12 protein-coding genes are annotated in these 15343 nt (G+C 57.6%); 4 read left to right on the top strand and 8 right to left on the bottom strand.

What is annotated here, in order from left to right:
- Positions 1–83: 83 nt before the first annotated feature.
- The 8 genes from FMF02_RS01900 to FMF02_RS01865 all read right to left on the bottom strand — a co-directional run bounded on the left by FMF02_RS01900 (position 84) and on the right by FMF02_RS01865 (position 9299).
- A complete protein-coding gene (locus tag FMF02_RS01900) occupies positions 84–929 on the bottom strand; it encodes a hypothetical protein (RefSeq protein WP_117513475.1) in 846 nt (281 codons plus the stop codon).
- A 169-nt stretch (positions 930–1098) separates the two neighbouring features.
- Positions 1099–2214: a tyrosine-type recombinase/integrase gene (locus tag FMF02_RS01895; protein WP_117513473.1), complete on the bottom strand. Its 1116-nt coding sequence runs from the start codon at positions 2212–2214 to the stop codon at positions 1099–1101.
- Positions 2215–2331: 117 nt separating this feature from the next.
- Positions 2332–3210: a helix-turn-helix domain-containing protein gene (locus FMF02_RS01890; protein WP_117513472.1), complete on the bottom strand. Its 879-nt coding sequence runs from the start codon at positions 3208–3210 to the stop codon at positions 2332–2334.
- Between the two features lie 261 nt (positions 3211–3471).
- On the bottom strand, positions 3472–4815 hold the full coding sequence (gene mnmE / locus FMF02_RS01885) for a tRNA uridine-5-carboxymethylaminomethyl(34) synthesis GTPase MnmE (protein ID WP_141412028.1): 1344 nt from the start codon (positions 4813–4815) through the stop codon (positions 3472–3474).
- The gene (locus FMF02_RS01880) at positions 4812–6191 is read right to left on the bottom strand and encodes a lytic transglycosylase domain-containing protein (protein ID WP_141412027.1); all 1380 of its coding nucleotides are present in this window, start codon (positions 6189–6191) and stop codon (positions 4812–4814) included. Before FMF02_RS01880 ends, mnmE begins: the two co-directional genes overlap by 4 nt.
- A 16-nt stretch (positions 6192–6207) precedes the next feature.
- Positions 6208–7506 carry a DUF5683 domain-containing protein gene (locus tag FMF02_RS01875; protein WP_141412026.1) on the bottom strand — a complete coding sequence of 433 codons (1299 nt, stop codon included), beginning with the start codon at positions 7504–7506 and terminating at the stop codon, positions 6208–6210.
- 3 nt (positions 7507–7509) lie between these two features.
- The gene (locus FMF02_RS01870; RefSeq protein WP_026075042.1) at positions 7510–8370 is read right to left on the bottom strand and encodes a ParB/RepB/Spo0J family partition protein; all 861 of its coding nucleotides are present in this window, start codon (positions 8368–8370) and stop codon (positions 7510–7512) included.
- 158 nt (positions 8371–8528) lie between these two features.
- Positions 8529–9299: a ParA family protein gene (locus tag FMF02_RS01865; RefSeq protein ID WP_019131172.1), complete on the bottom strand. Its 771-nt coding sequence runs from the start codon at positions 9297–9299 to the stop codon at positions 8529–8531.
- Positions 9300–9416: 117 nt separating this feature from the next.
- Between FMF02_RS01865 and FMF02_RS01860 the strand changes: the two genes are divergently transcribed.
- The 4 genes from FMF02_RS01860 to FMF02_RS01845 all read left to right on the top strand — a co-directional run bounded on the left by FMF02_RS01860 (position 9417) and on the right by FMF02_RS01845 (position 15342).
- Positions 9417–10394 (top strand): CPBP family intramembrane glutamic endopeptidase, encoded by a 978-nt coding sequence (locus FMF02_RS01860; protein ID WP_141412025.1) that lies wholly within the window; start codon positions 9417–9419, stop codon positions 10392–10394.
- A gap of 54 nt (positions 10395–10448) precedes the next feature.
- Positions 10449–11321: a hypothetical protein gene (locus FMF02_RS01855; protein WP_141412024.1), complete on the top strand. Its 873-nt coding sequence runs from the start codon at positions 10449–10451 to the stop codon at positions 11319–11321.
- Between the two features lie 19 nt (positions 11322–11340).
- Positions 11341–12747 carry a peptidylprolyl isomerase gene (locus FMF02_RS01850; RefSeq protein WP_026075041.1) on the top strand — a complete coding sequence of 469 codons (1407 nt, stop codon included), beginning with the start codon at positions 11341–11343 and terminating at the stop codon, positions 12745–12747.
- A 96-nt stretch (positions 12748–12843) separates the two neighbouring features.
- Positions 12844–15342: an OstA-like protein gene (locus FMF02_RS01845; protein WP_317129836.1), complete on the top strand. Its 2499-nt coding sequence runs from the start codon at positions 12844–12846 to the stop codon at positions 15340–15342.
- Position 15343 lies beyond the last annotated feature (1 nt).

The raw sequence follows: 15343 nt of genomic DNA, 5'->3' as shown, positions 1-15343 counted from the left end.
TCATTTAACATGCTGCGAACCAACTCAATGAAACCTTGCAGAACAATACAGACCGGATTAATTATTTCGTCTGCATACTTTTTTTATTGCGAGTCATCATTATCTGCATCTAAATGGAAGCGATAATCGCCTTTATCGGGTACATCAATAGGAATCTGGCTTGGAACATTATCCCGTAAATTGAGCCTGAGATATTCAAGGGTCGCATTTACAAGTTCGTATGGAAATGATTTCTTGATAAAAACTGCTCTTTTCGCTAAGGGCACTCCCAAGCGTTCACCGACATTCCATGCCAAATGGCGAAGTCCCGGCGACCTCAGCGGATTGTCTATATTGGAACGAATCGGTTTATATGACTCAGATTGATCGTAAGCCATATGCTCTATATTGGAAATGAGGGTGGCAATATCCTCTTTGGAGAGATAGGGGGCAGTCTTGACGGTTACATATTCCCGAATCACATCCATGATTTCCGCTTGCCTTTCAATCTCTTTCTTTTTGAGTTCCACCAATATGGAATCATATTTATTCAAATGAGAATCTTGCGGACAATCAGAGTTTACAGTATCTTGATTCGACTGTTGGGACGGAGGACATTTCTGTTCAAGCAAATCCATCGGTTGCTCGATGGGCAGTGTTTCAGTAGCATCCGTAGGTTCTATGGCGTTCTCTGATTTTACAATAGGGGTATATGGTTCGCCCAAAGAGAAGTTGATAGGATTTTTTGTCAGCCATTTATAGAAAAATTTGTGCAGGAGCCCGCACAATATGATAGCTATTACCAGTCCAAGGATGACAGGGGTCGTTATACGCATGATATTGATGTCATGGCAAAGGAAAAGATAAGTATCTATGGCCGCATAAATGATAACGGACAGTGCGAGGATAAAACTTATCTTTTTAGTCTGAATTTGTTTTTTATTCGTCATGGTCTGCAAGTATTTGGAATCGTTTTGCGCTAAAGATATAATCGATATTCCAGATAGTTGCAATAAAGAGACTGATAGTTACCAGGTATCATCCTAAATATCACGGTCAGAGTATGATTTTTCACCTAAAATCATACTCTGACCGCAGAAATCGAGGACGAAACGGCTGTCAGTCTTTCCTTGTCAAAGTAATCTTTTTGCTGGCTTCACGTTTGTTGGCATCCACGACTTTGATATACCTTTGCGTAGTGGTTATACTCTTGTGAGCCATTATGCTTTGTATGGTGCGGATGTCCGTTCCTGCCGCAGCTTGCAGCGTGGCGAATGTTCTCCGATACGAGTGGAAAGTTATGTTTTTAGTAATTTCGGCAGAGCGAATCCACTCTTTCATGGGTGCTTGTGTCCAACTGCGCATAAGTCCCTTGAATACCAAACCTTTCTTTTCAGAACTATAGCCTATCAATCCCAATGCCTCCTCGCTGATGGGAATGATGTCTTCCGCTTTGTTCTTTTGTGTAATGATGTGTACGCATTTCCCTCCGGCTGAATAGTCTACAATATCTTCCCAACATAAGGCAAGAATATCACTGATACGTAAACTGGTCATACATGAAAACAGCGATGCTATTTTCAGAATGGGTTTCTTGCACGGTGTTTCAGCCAGTTTATACAGTTCTTCTACAGACAGATACTCTTTGACCACATCTTCCGTTTCAATCTTATCCAAGAAATCATTGACGTTGGTCTTTATCATTCCATTGCGGTAGAGGATTTTCAGGAAGCCCCTGAAAGTCGACCAATATCCCGATGCGGAGTTCCGTGTGATAGGGCCGTTACGTCTCAGTTTCTTGGCCGTGAGCAGATATTCCCGAAACTTGTTACAGAGGTCGATGTCAATCTCTTCAAAGGTGCATTTACCATGTACGAAGTTACTGAAATGCAGATAGACAAACTCCCATTTCTGGTCATGCTTACGGAGCTGCTTGCGATAATACTCCAGAAAGTCTGCCTTGAGTTTGTACTTGTCAAAGAAGTCATACCGTTCATTGACTACCGACTCGAACCTGCGGCAACGGATGGCTTCGGCTTTCTCGGTCATTACCTCGTTGAAATTCTGTTCACGTTTGTTTCTCGGATTGGCATAGATATAAATACCAAGCGATTCATGACGGATAACTTTCATTGTCTCTTTGTCTCGATACCCCGGATAATAATCCAGATAGAAAGACATCATCCTGCCTTTTAGCGGACGTGTCCTTAATGTCACGGTCTTGCATTCATGCATAATGTTATATTTTTATGGTTATTATTAATTCGTCGGCGAAACTCTATAATGTAATCATGCAGATTACCTACAGCAGGGATTAATTTTTGAATAATTTACGGATAGTCATAAATTAGACTATTTGCGGACACCCATTACCCGGTCAAACTCCACTTTCAGGAATCTGACGAACCGTCCGTTCTTCTCACGGTTGATCTGATGGAATTGCAGAATACCGTAAACCGAATCACGAGAGAGCTTGAATTTCTCCATTGCCTCCTTGACGGTATAGTATTCCGCCTTGCTCTCCTGTTCGGAACTCTTCGAGAGGTCGAAGTGGAGCTTGGAGTAGAATATCTGCCCATGCTCCTTCTTGGATGGAATGTTGTTCCGATACACCTGCGAACGGATGGCGACACGTGTCATGCCGTACTTCTCTTGAATCTCTTCCGGTGTGTACCATTCAGTAAGGTCGGAATCCACCTCGTATTTGGCAAAGGCGGCATTGATATGTTTCTTGCTGTAATAGTTGAACTGGCGGATTCTCACTTTCGGCACTTTATGTTGCCGTGTGTAAGTCCACACCCATTTGGCGTTGACCTTATATTTCTCTGCAATTTCTTCAGCAGTGTAATACTCGGTGATGTCGAAGTCGTTTTTTGCAACCAGTCGTTCGTAAGGTTTGCTTTTGAGCATTAACTCTATGTCTGCACGCCTTACCAAAGCCATTCTTCCGCTAATTCGGGATGCTCTAAGTTTATCCTCTTTGACTAATTTATAAATGTACTGACGGCTCACGCCCATCAATCGAGCAGCCTGCGAGAAAGTGAAATATTCTTGCTTCTCCAAACTGGAGCGCAGCTCCTGCATTTCCTGAATGTGGCGCAGTTCCATTTTGCGCTCCTTGATACGATGTTTGTAACCTCGCTTCGAGCATTGAGGGCTACAATAACAGGTCGTTGTTTTCTGTGCAATGAACGGTTTGCCGCACCATTGACAAATTCTCTTTACTTCCATATTTTCTATATCATTTTCTCTGTTTTTTAATTTCCCTTTTTGTCTACACATGTAAACCATTGTCAACACACGTCAACTAATGCGTTACTGTGACATTCGGGCTAACCGTGAATTTCCGTCGCGGTAGAAATATGATAGAAAAATATGGATAAAAACCGTTACTTCCAAATACGGACTGGAAAGTGTTAAAACAGAAAAGTCGCTGATATACAGCGACTTTGTTCTGAATGATTATGGTTAGTTACGGCTGTTTCCAAGCCATCACTTGCCGATGCAGAACTTTGAGAAAATCTGACCGAGGACCTCGTCTGTGGTGATTTCTCCGGTGATGGTGCCCAGATGGAAGATCGCTTGCCGGATCTCTTCGCCGAGCAGGTCGGAGGGTAACGTTTCCAGACCGCCGAGGGCGTCGTCGAGCGCCGTGCGGGCGTGGTGCAGCGCTTCGTAGTGGCGGCTGTTGGAGACGATCGTCCGGCCGTCGTCGAGCGCCGAGGCGTCGACGGCTGCACGCAGTCTCTCCAACAGCGGTTCCATTCCCCTGCCCTCGCGGGCGGAGAGGGGCAGTGCCCCGTCGGGCAGCGATACCGGTGCGGCTGCCGGATCCATCCGGTCAATTTTGTTGGCGATCAGGATGCGGCATTGGTCAGGCCGGAGGTCGAGGGGCTCGATGGCGGGGTCGGCGGCATCGAACACTTGCAGGACGATTTGCGCGCGGGCGACACTGGCGTAGGCACGTTCGATGCCCATGCGCTCGACCGTGTCGTCGGTCGTGCGCAGGCCCGCCGTATCGATAAACCGGTAGAGAATGCCGTCGAGGTTCAGCGTGGCTTCGATCGGATCGCGTGTCGTGCCGGGAATTTCGGATACCAGCGCCCGCTCCTCGTTGAGCAGACGGTTGAGCAGCGTACTTTTCCCGACGTTGGGGCGGCCGACGATTGCGACGGCGACACCCTCCTTGATGGCGTTGCCCAAGGCGAAGGAGTCGATCAGCCGGTCGATCTTCGCACCGATCCGCTCCATTGCGGCGCGGAGTTCCGTGCGGTCGGCGAATTCGACCTCTTCCTCACCGAAATCGAGTTCGAGTTCGAGCAGCGAGGCGAGCCGCAGCAACTCGCCGCGCAGCGTTTCCAACTCGGCGGAGTAACCGCCGCGCATCTGGTCGGTGGCCAGTGTATGTGCCGCACGCGAACCCGAAGCGATCAGATCGGCGACCGCTTCGGCCTGCGACAGGTCGAGCTTGCCGCCGAGAAAGGCGCGCGAGGTGAATTCGCCGGGCGTCGCCATGCGGGCGCCGCGGCGAACCAGCAGTGCGAGCAGTTCGCGGACGATGTATCGAGAGCCGTGACACGAGATCTCGACAGCATCTTCGCCGGTGTAGGAGTGCGGCGCACGGAAAACCGTGACCAGCACGTCGTCGAGCACGCGTGCGCCGTCGGCGATCGTGCCGTAGAGCACCGTGTAGCCGGCCGCTTCGCCCGCCCGCCGTGCGCCGCTGAATACGGTGTCGCAGATCGCGAGTGCCGAGGGGCCGCTCATGCGCACAACGGCGATCGCGCCGCCCACTGCGGTGGCGGGCGCGACGATGGTATCGTTCGGGGTGTTCATCGGCGGCGAATTTTCAGTTTTTGGCCGATGCTCAGACGGTTGGCGTTGCGGATACGGTTGTCGCGCATGATCGTCTGCTGCGAAACGCGGTATTTGCGGGCGATGTAGCCGAGCGTTTCGCCCCGTTTGACGGTGTGGATGAGGTAGCTGCTCGTCGCCGCACGTTTCTTGGCGACGTTGACCGGATTGATATACTCTTTCAGATAGAGCGAATCTTTGCGCTGGATCTCCTCCTCGCAGGCGATGTAGCGGCAGGCATACTCCTGCGGAAGCACGAGCGTGTAGTGTTTTCCGGTGGCCGGAATGATGTCGAGCCGGTACTGGGGGTTGAGCTGGCGAAGCACTTCGATCGGGAGGTCGAGCGTCGAGGCGACCTGTCCCAGATGCATGAGTTTCGTGACGCGGATCGTGTCGACGGCCAGCGGCAGGGGCGGTTCGGTCAGTTCGATGCCGTGCTGCTTGTGGTAGGCGTAGGCGTAGGAGGCGCCGATGAAGGCAGGGACATAGCCGCGCGTTTCACGCGGCAGGTAGTCGTAGATCTCCCAGAAGGTCTTGCCGCCGCCCGAACGGGCGATAGCCTTGTTGACGTTCCCCGGCCCGCAGTTGTAGGAGGCGATCGCCAGCATCCAGTCGCCGAAGACGGCGTACATGTCTTTAAGGTAGCGGCAGGCGGCGCGGGTCGCCAGCACGGGATCGTAGCGTTCGTCGATGAGCGAGTTGACTTCCAGTCCGTAGAGTTTTCCCGTCGAAGGCATGAATTGCCACAAGCCTGCGGCGCCCATGCGCGACACGGCCGTCGGGTTGAGCGCCGATTCGATGATCGGCAGCGCCCGCAGTTCGACGGGGAGCCCCGCCTTGATCAACTCCTCCTCGATCAGCGGGAAATAGTATTGCGACAGCCCCAGGATGCGGCTGATCGTACCGTAGCGGGGATTGGTGTAGCGGGCGATGTAACCGCGGACGATAGGGTTGTAGGGGAGCTGGACGGGCGATACGAGCTGTTGCAGCCGGCGTGCGTAGACCGAGTCGGGCGTCGCGTCGTCGGAGCCGTTTGCGGTGGTGTCTTCCGAGACGTAGCGGTCGAAGAAGTCGTCGTAGGAGGCGACGACGTTGCGCCGGTACCACCCCGACAGGAGCGAGTCGCGCACTTCGGGCGAATAGTCGGTGCAGCCGCGTTCTCCGAATTTCGGCCGCTGCGGAACCTCGGCCGTATCGACGGGCTGGACGTATTTGATGATGTAGACCGTATCGGGTGCGACCGCTTCGGCCGCATTCTTTTTCGCCCGCTTGCGGGGACGCTTGCGCGCGGCGTCGGCGTCGAGGCAGAAGATCGACAGAAAGGTGAGCAGGAGAGCGTATCGCAGGGCGGTTTTCATCGGCGGACAGGGATAATCAGAAGTTAATCGAGAAGTTGAACCCGACGACCGGCCGTACGCCCGTGCCGGCGATGAAGGCGTAGTCGACTGCGGGTTCGATGCGCATCGAGAGGTCGTCCGAGACGTCGAAATCCTTGAGATGCGCGTCGACGTGCGCGTCGACGATCTGAAGGATGTAGAGACCCGCCGTGGCGATGATGCTCAGGTCGCGGTTGCGTCGGTAATTGTTTTTGAGGTTTTTGAGAAAATCGGCCGAATAGCGGCCCTTGAATTCGTCGGTCGACGACGCGGGGTTTTCGGGTTCGGGCAGGTCGGGGTCGTTCTTCACGTCCTCCTTCCATTGGTTGTGGGCCGCGACCTTCTGGTCGTAGTCGTAGCGCAGGCGGTAGGCCTTCTTGAAGCGCTGGTAACCGCGGGTGTTCCAGTCGATGATGTAGATCATCGAGGCGAATCCGCCCAGCACGATGGGCACCTTCCAGTAACTCTTGTTGTAGATCTGGCCGGCGGCGGGGCAGATCGTGGCCAGCGTCGTGGCTTTCTTGACCGACGATACGTCGTTGGTGGCGTAGTTGACCGCCGCGTCGCCGATGAAATAGATGTAGGAGCCGATGGCTGCGAACAGGTAGATTTGCCGGCGCGTGTTGTGGTGGATCATTTCGCTCTGCACGGCGTCCAGCTCCTCCGTGCGCGACATCTCCTGGCTCGTGATCTCCTCGAAGCGGCGTTTGAGCGGCTTGAACTTCTTGTTCTCGTGAAAGTACAGCGCCAGCGAGGTGCCGAACGTGCCGTAGAGGATCGGGAGTTTCCAATATTGCTTGTTGTAGATCTGGCCGTAGCCGGGGATGGGGATCGACATCCAGCAGACGCGCGACAGCGACATCGAGTCGCTCATGAACCAGTTGCGTTTCTTTTCGGTGCGGGCGGTGTCGGCCGGTGCGAGCGCCAGCGAATCGCGGCGCAGCGAATCGAGCAGCAGCGTGTCGCGCAGCAGCGAGTCGCCGCCGGTGAGTTGCAGCAGCAGCGAATCCTGCGGCAGCAGCGCGCCGCCCAGCGAGTCGAGCCTAAGCAGCGTGCTGTCGACGGCCGTGCGCAATGAATCGCGCCCCAGCGAATCGCGCCGCAGCGAGTCGGGCAACGGCATTCGTCCGCCCCGCACGATGGACTTCTTTCCCCGGAACCGTTCGAGCGACACCGAGCCACCTTTGACGCCCTGCGGGGGAGTCTGGGGTACGGCCGCTTCCGCCGCCGCGATGCAGACGACCGCGGCCAGCAGGGCCGTGAGCAGCGAACGACGTATGCCCGGACGGAATTTCATGCGTTATTTGTCGGCGAAACGGGTGAGGAACTTTTCGATGTCGGCGTCGCCGGCGAAATCGATGACGATCTTTCCGCCGCCGTTTTTCGACCGCTTGATGCTGATCTCCTGCGAGAAGAAGCGTTCGAGCTGCTCCACCAGCCGCAGGTAGCTTTCGGGATACTCCTCGTCTTCGGCCGGCTCGGCGGGACGCTGCGCGTTGAACGAACGCACCAGCTCCTCGATCTGGCGTACCGAGAGGTCTTTCTTGATGCAGCGTTTGAGCAGATGCAGCTGCCGGTCGGCCGGTGCTCCGGCGATCGCCTTGGCGTGGCCGGCCGAGATCAATCCCTCTTTGAGTGCCAGCTGGATCTCGTCGGGCAGTTTGAGCAGGCGCAGAAAATTGGAGACCGTCGAGCGCTTCTTACCCACCTTTTCGGAGAGCGCGTCCTGCGTAAGCCCGCACTCGTCGATGAGCCGCTGCATTCCCAGCGCGATTTCGATCGCGTTGAGGTCCTGCCGCTGGATGTTCTCCACCAGCGCCATCGCGTGCAGGTTCTCGTCGTCCACCTCGCGGATGTAGGCGGGCAGCGTGGCCACGTCGGCGCGCTGTGCGGCGCGCCAGCGGCGTTCGCCGCTGATGATGATGTACTTCCCGTCGCCCTGCCGCTTGACCGTGATGGGCTGGATGACCCCCAGCGTGCGGATCGAGTCGGCCAGCTCGTCGAGCGCCTCCTCGTCGAACTGCGTGCGCGGCTGCGTGGGATTGGGGATGATCTCCGAGACGGCGATTTCTGCCATTTCGGTCATCGGTTTGAGTTTTGCGTCGAGGTGGTCGTTGCCGAAAATGGCGTCCAACCCCCTGCCTAATCCCTTCTGTTTCATACTGTCTCGTAATTAAAGTCGGGGAATCGTACTTCCCCGTATGCGCCGCGGGCCTTGGTTTCGCGATGGCCGGTCGGCGTCCTATCGTAAAGTTCGCACGAGCGCAGAGACGATCGTCTGCGTCGTTTCCCGCATGGCGGCCGACCGGCCGCCGATGCTCAATTCCCGTTTTTCCTGTTTCTTTTGAGCAACTCTTTGGCCAGGTTGAGGTAATTGACCGAACCCGATGCGGCCGCGTCGTACAACATGACGGGCTTGCCGTGCGAGGGGGCCTCTCCCAAACGGATGTTGCGCTGGATTATTGTATCGAACGTCAGCGGCCCGAAATGCTCGCGCACCTCGGTGGCAACCTGGTTGTTCAGGCGGTTGCGCATGTACATCGTCAGCACGAATCCTTCGATTTCGAGCGCGGGGTTCAGGCCGCTCTTGACGATCTTGATCGTGTTGAGCAGCTTCGAGAGCCCTTCGAGCGCCAGGTATTCGCACTGTACGGGAATCAGCACCGAGTCGGCGGCCGTGAGGACGTTGACGGTGGTGTATCCCAGCGAGGGCGAGCAGTCGACGAGCACGTAGTCGTAGTCGTCGCGCACCTCCGCAAGAATCCGCTTGACGACGTGGTGGCCCTGTTCCATTTTCGGAAGTTCGGTGTCGGCCGCCACCAGATTGATGCTCGACGGCAGCAGCCACAGCCGTTTGACGTCCTCGCTGCGAAGGATCACCTCCGAGGCGCGGCGTGCGCCGGTGATGCATTCGTAGATGCCCTCGGCATTGATGTCGAAGCCCAGGCCCGACGTGGCGTTGGCCTGCGGGTCGGCGTCGAGCAGCAGCACCTTCTTGCCGAGAATGGCCAGCGAAGCGGCCAGATTGATCGCCGTCGTGGTCTTTCCCACGCCGCCTTTCTGGTTTGCGAGTGCGATGATTTTTGCCATTCGTAAAAAGGGTTTACAATCGGGCAAATTTAGTGAATTTAAATCGAAATTCAGCAACGTTCCCGAAAAAATGCTTACCTTTGGTCTCTCGAACCGTTGACCGTGAAAGTTATACAGATGAAATTCAGAAAATCGCACCGGGAGGAGGTTCCCGTTTCCATGGACGATACCGCCCCGTCCGCGCCGGAGGGCGCAGCGCCGGCGGCTTCCGGCCCGAACGACGCTCCTGCCGATCCGGCCGCTCCGCGCTACAAGTTTCCCACGTGGTTCGATCTGCTTGCCCTCGTAGGGCTGTTCGTGGTCATCCAGCTGGTCGTGGCGTTCGTGCTGCTGCTCGCGGGGGCGAGGATGCCCGATGCGGCCGCGCTGGGCAGTGCCGACGAGACCGTTGCCGCCCGGGCCCATGCGGCGGCCGCGCAGTTCAACTTTTACGCCTATCCGCTGACGATGGGGCTGATGATCGGTCTGACGCTGATCTACCGCCGTCTGCGCGGGGGAAACCGCCGCCTCGGGCGTTACGCCGTGCGCGGGCTGAATCCCGCGCTGATTCTGTGGGGGATGCTCCTGATGGCGGCGACCAACGTGGTGTTGGAGCCGTTGCTCCAATTGCTGCCCGAAATCCCCGATTTCTACGGGCGGGGCTGGCGGGCGCTGCTGCTTACGGTGGTCATGGCGCCGCTGGCCGAAGAGTTCCTCTGCCGGGGCATTCTGCTCGACGCCGCCCGCGCCAAAGGCGGCGCGGCTTACGGACTGCTCTTTTCGGCGCTCTTTTTCGGCGTGATCCACTTCTATCCGGCGGCCGTCGTCAACGCCTTCGTGATGGGGCTGCTGCTCGGATTCATCTATATCCGTTCCAATTCGCTCTACATCGTGGTGATCCTCCATGCGTTCAACAATGCGCTGGCCATGCTGTTGCTCACGCTCGGATATGCGCATACGACGCTGTACGAACTGATGTCCGCCCACGGCTTGAAGATGCTCTATACGGTCGTTTACGGCGTGTCGCTCGGCATCTTCCTCGTGGCCGGCTATATGGTGTGGAAGACCATCGCGCGCCTGCGGGAGCAGGAGCAGGCGGCAGCCGAAGCACAATAATCCGGTCGGATTAGCGTTCTTTTGCGGTAAAAATTATATCTTTGCCCATCGGATATGCGAATTGTTACGAAGATAACGGCAGGACTTCTGCTGCTGGCGGCCGTCGGCTGTCGGGAGATGCCGACCGTGACCGTCGGCGGCGGCCGCACGCTGGCCAAGGCGGGCGGCGCGACGCTCGACGAGCAGGAACTCGGCCGTGCGTTGCCGGCGGGGCTGACGGGCGACGACAGCGTCGCCTTCGCCGAGTTGTATGTCCGCAAATGGATCGGCAAGCAGTTGAAGCTGTCGGAGGCCGAACGGCTCTTTTCGGCTTCGGCCGACGACATCGAGGCGAAGGTCGAGGCCTACCGCCAGTCGTTGCTGATCCGCAAGCTCGACCAGTTCTATGTGGACGAACGCATCGACACGACCTTCACCGAGGAGGACATCGCGGCCTACTACAATGCTCACAAGGCGGAGTTCAAGCTCGATCGGCCGCTGGTCAAGGGGCGTATCGTGCGCTTTCCGGTGAACCACCGCCAGTCGTTCAAACTGCGCGAACTGGTCAAGGCGAGTTCGGCCGACCGTTTGCAGGATCTGGCCGACATCTGCGCCAAGAACGATTTCGAGTTGAAGGAGTTCGCGGAGTGGACGCCGTGGAGCGATTTTGCGGCCAACCTGCCGCTGCGTCAGGGAATGGCGTCGGAGCAGTTGATCCGACCGGGCGAGGTGCAGCAGCTGCGCGACAACGAGTCGCACTATTATTTCTTCGTGACGGAGGTGGCCGGCAGCGGCCAGACGGCGCCGCTCGAAACGCGCCGGGCCACCATTCGCCGTATCCTGTTCAACCTGCGGCAGGCCGAGGTGATCCGTTCGCACGAGGAGGAGCTGGTCGACGCGGCGCTGGCGGAAGGCGAGGCGAAAATTTACGGGAACAGGAACAATTAGACTTTATAGACTTTACGATATGAGATTTGCAAGGATTCTGTGTTGTGCTGCGCTGGCGGTTTGCGCTTTCGGCGTGCGGGCCCAGCAGGTGATGCTGGACAAGGTCGTGGCCGTCGTGGGCGGGTCGTCGATCACCTACTCCGAAGTGGAGAACACCGCGCGGCGGTTGACCGAGTCGCGCCGCGAACAGGGCTATACCTCCGACCGCGACCCGATGAACGAGGCGCTCGAACAGCTGATGATGCAGAAGTTGCTTTACAATCAGGCGCTCATCGACTCGGTGGAGATCATGAAGACCGACATCATGGCCCGCGTCGAGGAGGAGGTGCAGGATATGATCGCCCGCGAAGGGACGATTCCGGCCGTCGAGGCGAAGATGCACAACCCGATCTTCAATATCCGTGAAAATCTGCGCCGCCGCTATGAGGAGGAGGCCTACGCTTCGGGAATGCAGCGCGAGGTGATCGGCAAGGTGACGATCATCCCCGGCGAGGTGGAGCGATTCTACCGCCAGACCGACAAGGACAGCCTGCCCGTGATCGGCGACCAATACGTCTACGCCCATATCACCAAGTTTCCCAAGTCGATCGACGAGGCCAAGCGCCGCGCGCGCGAGCGTCTGTTGGAGATGCGCGAACGCATCATCACGGGCGACGCCAAGTTCGACCTGCTGGCGCGTATCTATTCGGTCGACGGTTCGGCGCTGCACGGCGGCGAAATGGAGCCTGCGACGTTGCAGACCTTCGTGCAGCCCTTCGCCGACGCGCTTTCGGAGTTGAAACCGGGACAGATATCGGAGGTCGTGGAGACGCAGTACGGCTTCCACCTCATCCAGCTCATCGACAAGAAGGGCAACCTCTATCACTGCCGTCATATCCTGATCCGCCCGACCTACACCACCGAAGAGCTCTCCGAGCCCGACCGTCAGCTCGACAGCATCGCGGAGTTGATCCGCGCCGATTCGCTGACGTTCGAGGAGGCGGCCCTGCGCTTTTCGGACGATCCCTATTCGCGCCAGAACGGCGGTATCGTGACCAACCACGAGTTGCTGGAGCATTACAACGCTAACGACGCACGCTATACGGCCACGAAGTTCCTGAAAGAGGATTTCGGCAACATGGGCCCCAGCGCCATTGCCGATTTCCGCACGCTCTCGCAACTCAAAGTCGGCGATATTTCACCGGCCTATCAGACGCAGGACATGAACGGCAACCAGTTGAGCAAGATCGTCAAGCTGGTTCAGATCATCCCCACGCACGTCGCCTCGCTCAACGAGGACTACCTGCGTTTGGAGCAGATGGCGCTCAACCGCAAGCAGGAGAAGGTTTTCGGGGAGTGGCTCTCCAAGAAGATCGACGGCATGTACGTCTACATCGATCCCGAGTTCCGCGACGGGGAGTTCGCCAACAAACATTGGGTAAAATAGCGAAGGCGGTTCCGCGGCGAATCCGGCCGGCGCTCCTGCGCTGCGTCCGGTGAAGGAATGCGGCGGGCCGGCCCGTTTTTTGAAGCAGTCATCCGTTTGAGACGATTCCTGACCATAGCGTTCGTATTGCTGGCCGTTGGCGCGACGATGTTCGCCCGGACGGGCGGCCGCGGTGCGGCACAGCCCGAAAAGAAGGTCGTCGACCTGAAAGCCGACGTGATGTACCCGATCGAGTTTCGGGATACGTCGGCCGTCTGTCTGGTCGGCAACGTCGCCTTCTACCACAGCGGTGCGGTCATCACCTGCGACAGCGCCGTGCGTTACAGCGAGAAGCACATGGAGTGTTTCGGCAACGTGCTCATCAACAAGAACGACACCTACGTCTACGGCGACCGCGCCGACTACAACGGCGAGACGCACGTGGCCAACGTCTACTCCGATCTGGTGAAGGTGGTCGACGGCGACGCGACGCTCTACACCTACAAATTCCTTTTCAACACCAAGACCAACGTCGGTGAATTCGCCGACGGGGGCGTGGTGACCAACCGCGAAAACCAACTCGAATCGGACCGCGGTTACTACTATGCCAACGACCGCACGGTGATCTGTGTGGATCGGGTGGAGATCCGCAGTGAGGAGTACGACCTCACGGGCGATTCGGTGGTCTACAACCTGACGACCGACCACGCCTACTATTTCCGCCATACGAATATCTGGAATACGCAGGGCGACTACCTCTATGCCGACCGCGGCAGCTACGACAAGGGCGGCGAACTGTATACCGTCACTGAAAACGGCTATATCCTCACCGAGAAGCAGGAGGTGTGGAGCGATTCGATCGACTACTACAAACTCGCGGGACATGCCGTACTGCGCGGCAATATCCAGATCGACGACACAGAGCACAAGGTGCTCGCGTTCGGCGATTTCGGCGAGTATTGGAAGGAGCCGGGCAACGCCTTTCTCACGCGCCGCCCCGCGGTGGTGAGCTACGATACGTCGCAGGGCGATTCGCTCTTCATGGCGGCCGACTCGATGTTCCTCTATACGATCGATCCGGCCAGGCTGCGCGCCGATTCGTTGCGCGCCGCAGCCCGTGCGGCCGACTCGTTGCGTACCGATTCATTGCGTGTCGATTCGCTGGCGCCCGCCGCCGGGGATTCGGTGCAGGGTGTGCGGCCCGAGGCGCCGATCGTCGCGGCCCGCCGGGGATCGTTGTCCGAGGGGCGGGGCGACGCGAAACGGAACGGAACGGAGCGCATCGATTCTCTGGCGCCGCGACGGGCGGACAGCCTGCGCAGGGATTCTCTGGCGGCGGATTCGCTGCATGTCGACTCGCTCCTTCGGGATTCGTTGCAGCAGGATACGGTGGTAATGACCAAGGAGCAGCGCAAACAGTTGCTGCGCGAGGCGGCCGCACGCGAGAAGGCCGAACTGAAAGCGAAGCGCGATGCCGAACGGCAGGCCAAACTCGATACGATCGCGGCGCGCCGTCTGGCCAAGACGCGCGCGAAACTCGACGCACAGCGCGCGAAGGATTCGCTGCGCAATGCCCGATTGGCGGCCAAACGGGCCGAAAAGGCGGCTCGGCGGCGTGCCAAGCTGGGACTGCCCGAACCGGTCGACAGCACGAAACTCGATTCGCTCGACCGGCATACGGAGGGAGCGGACTCGCTGGCGGCGGACAGCTTGCGCAGGGATTCTCTGGCTGCGGATTCGCTGTCGCTCGACTCGCTGGGGCTGACGCCTGCCGATTCGCTCGATTCGCTGGCGCGCGATACGATCTACCGGTTGGTCAAAGGATTCCGCAACGTGCGCATCTACCGCTCCGACTTCCAGTCGGTATGCGATTCGCTGGTGGCCGTTTCGCGCGACTCGACCATTCATCTCTACATCGATCCCGTGCTGTGGAACCAGAACAGCCAGATCACTTCGGACGTGATGGACATCTTTACGGCCAACAGCCAGATCGTTCGGGCGGAGTTCGTCGGGCGGCCGCTGATGGTCTCCGAGTTGGATACGATGCACTACAACCAGGTGGCGGGCAAGACGATGACCGCCCTGTTCCGCAACAACCAGATCTACCGCAACGACGTGAAGGGCAACGCCCAGACGATCTATTTCATGCAGGAGGACGATTCGCCCGACATCATCGGGCTGCTGGTGCTCGAAAGCGGCGATCTGACCTTCTTCATCGAGGAGAAGCAGGTGGTGAAGATCACCTATCGCAACAATCCCGTCTATACGATCTATCCGATGGACAAGATTCCGCCCGACGTGGATCTCTTCTTGAAGGATTTCAAGTGGGAGGCCAAGCGCCGGCCCGCGCAGCGCGATGTCTTCGACCGCACGATCCGGCCTTCGATTCGTGCGGCCAAGAGCAGCCAGTCACGCCCGCAGTTCCCGATCGCGGCGCGCATCGACGCCTTCAAACGCCGGTTGATCGAGAGCCGCCGCTGGAGCGACCGCAACGACGTGGTGCAGCCCGACGTGATCGAGTGGATGTATTCGCTGGGCTGGCGTCCGCCCGAACAGGAGGAGGAGAGCCTGCCGGTCGTTCCGCTCGCCGGAAATGCGAAAGAGACCTCGCCGTAGA

Origin of the sequence: Alistipes communis (assembly GCF_006542665.1) — a bacterium.
Classification (GTDB): Bacteria; Bacteroidota; Bacteroidia; order Bacteroidales; family Rikenellaceae; genus Alistipes; species Alistipes communis.
This window is presented reverse-complemented; position numbering and strand designations above follow the sequence as displayed.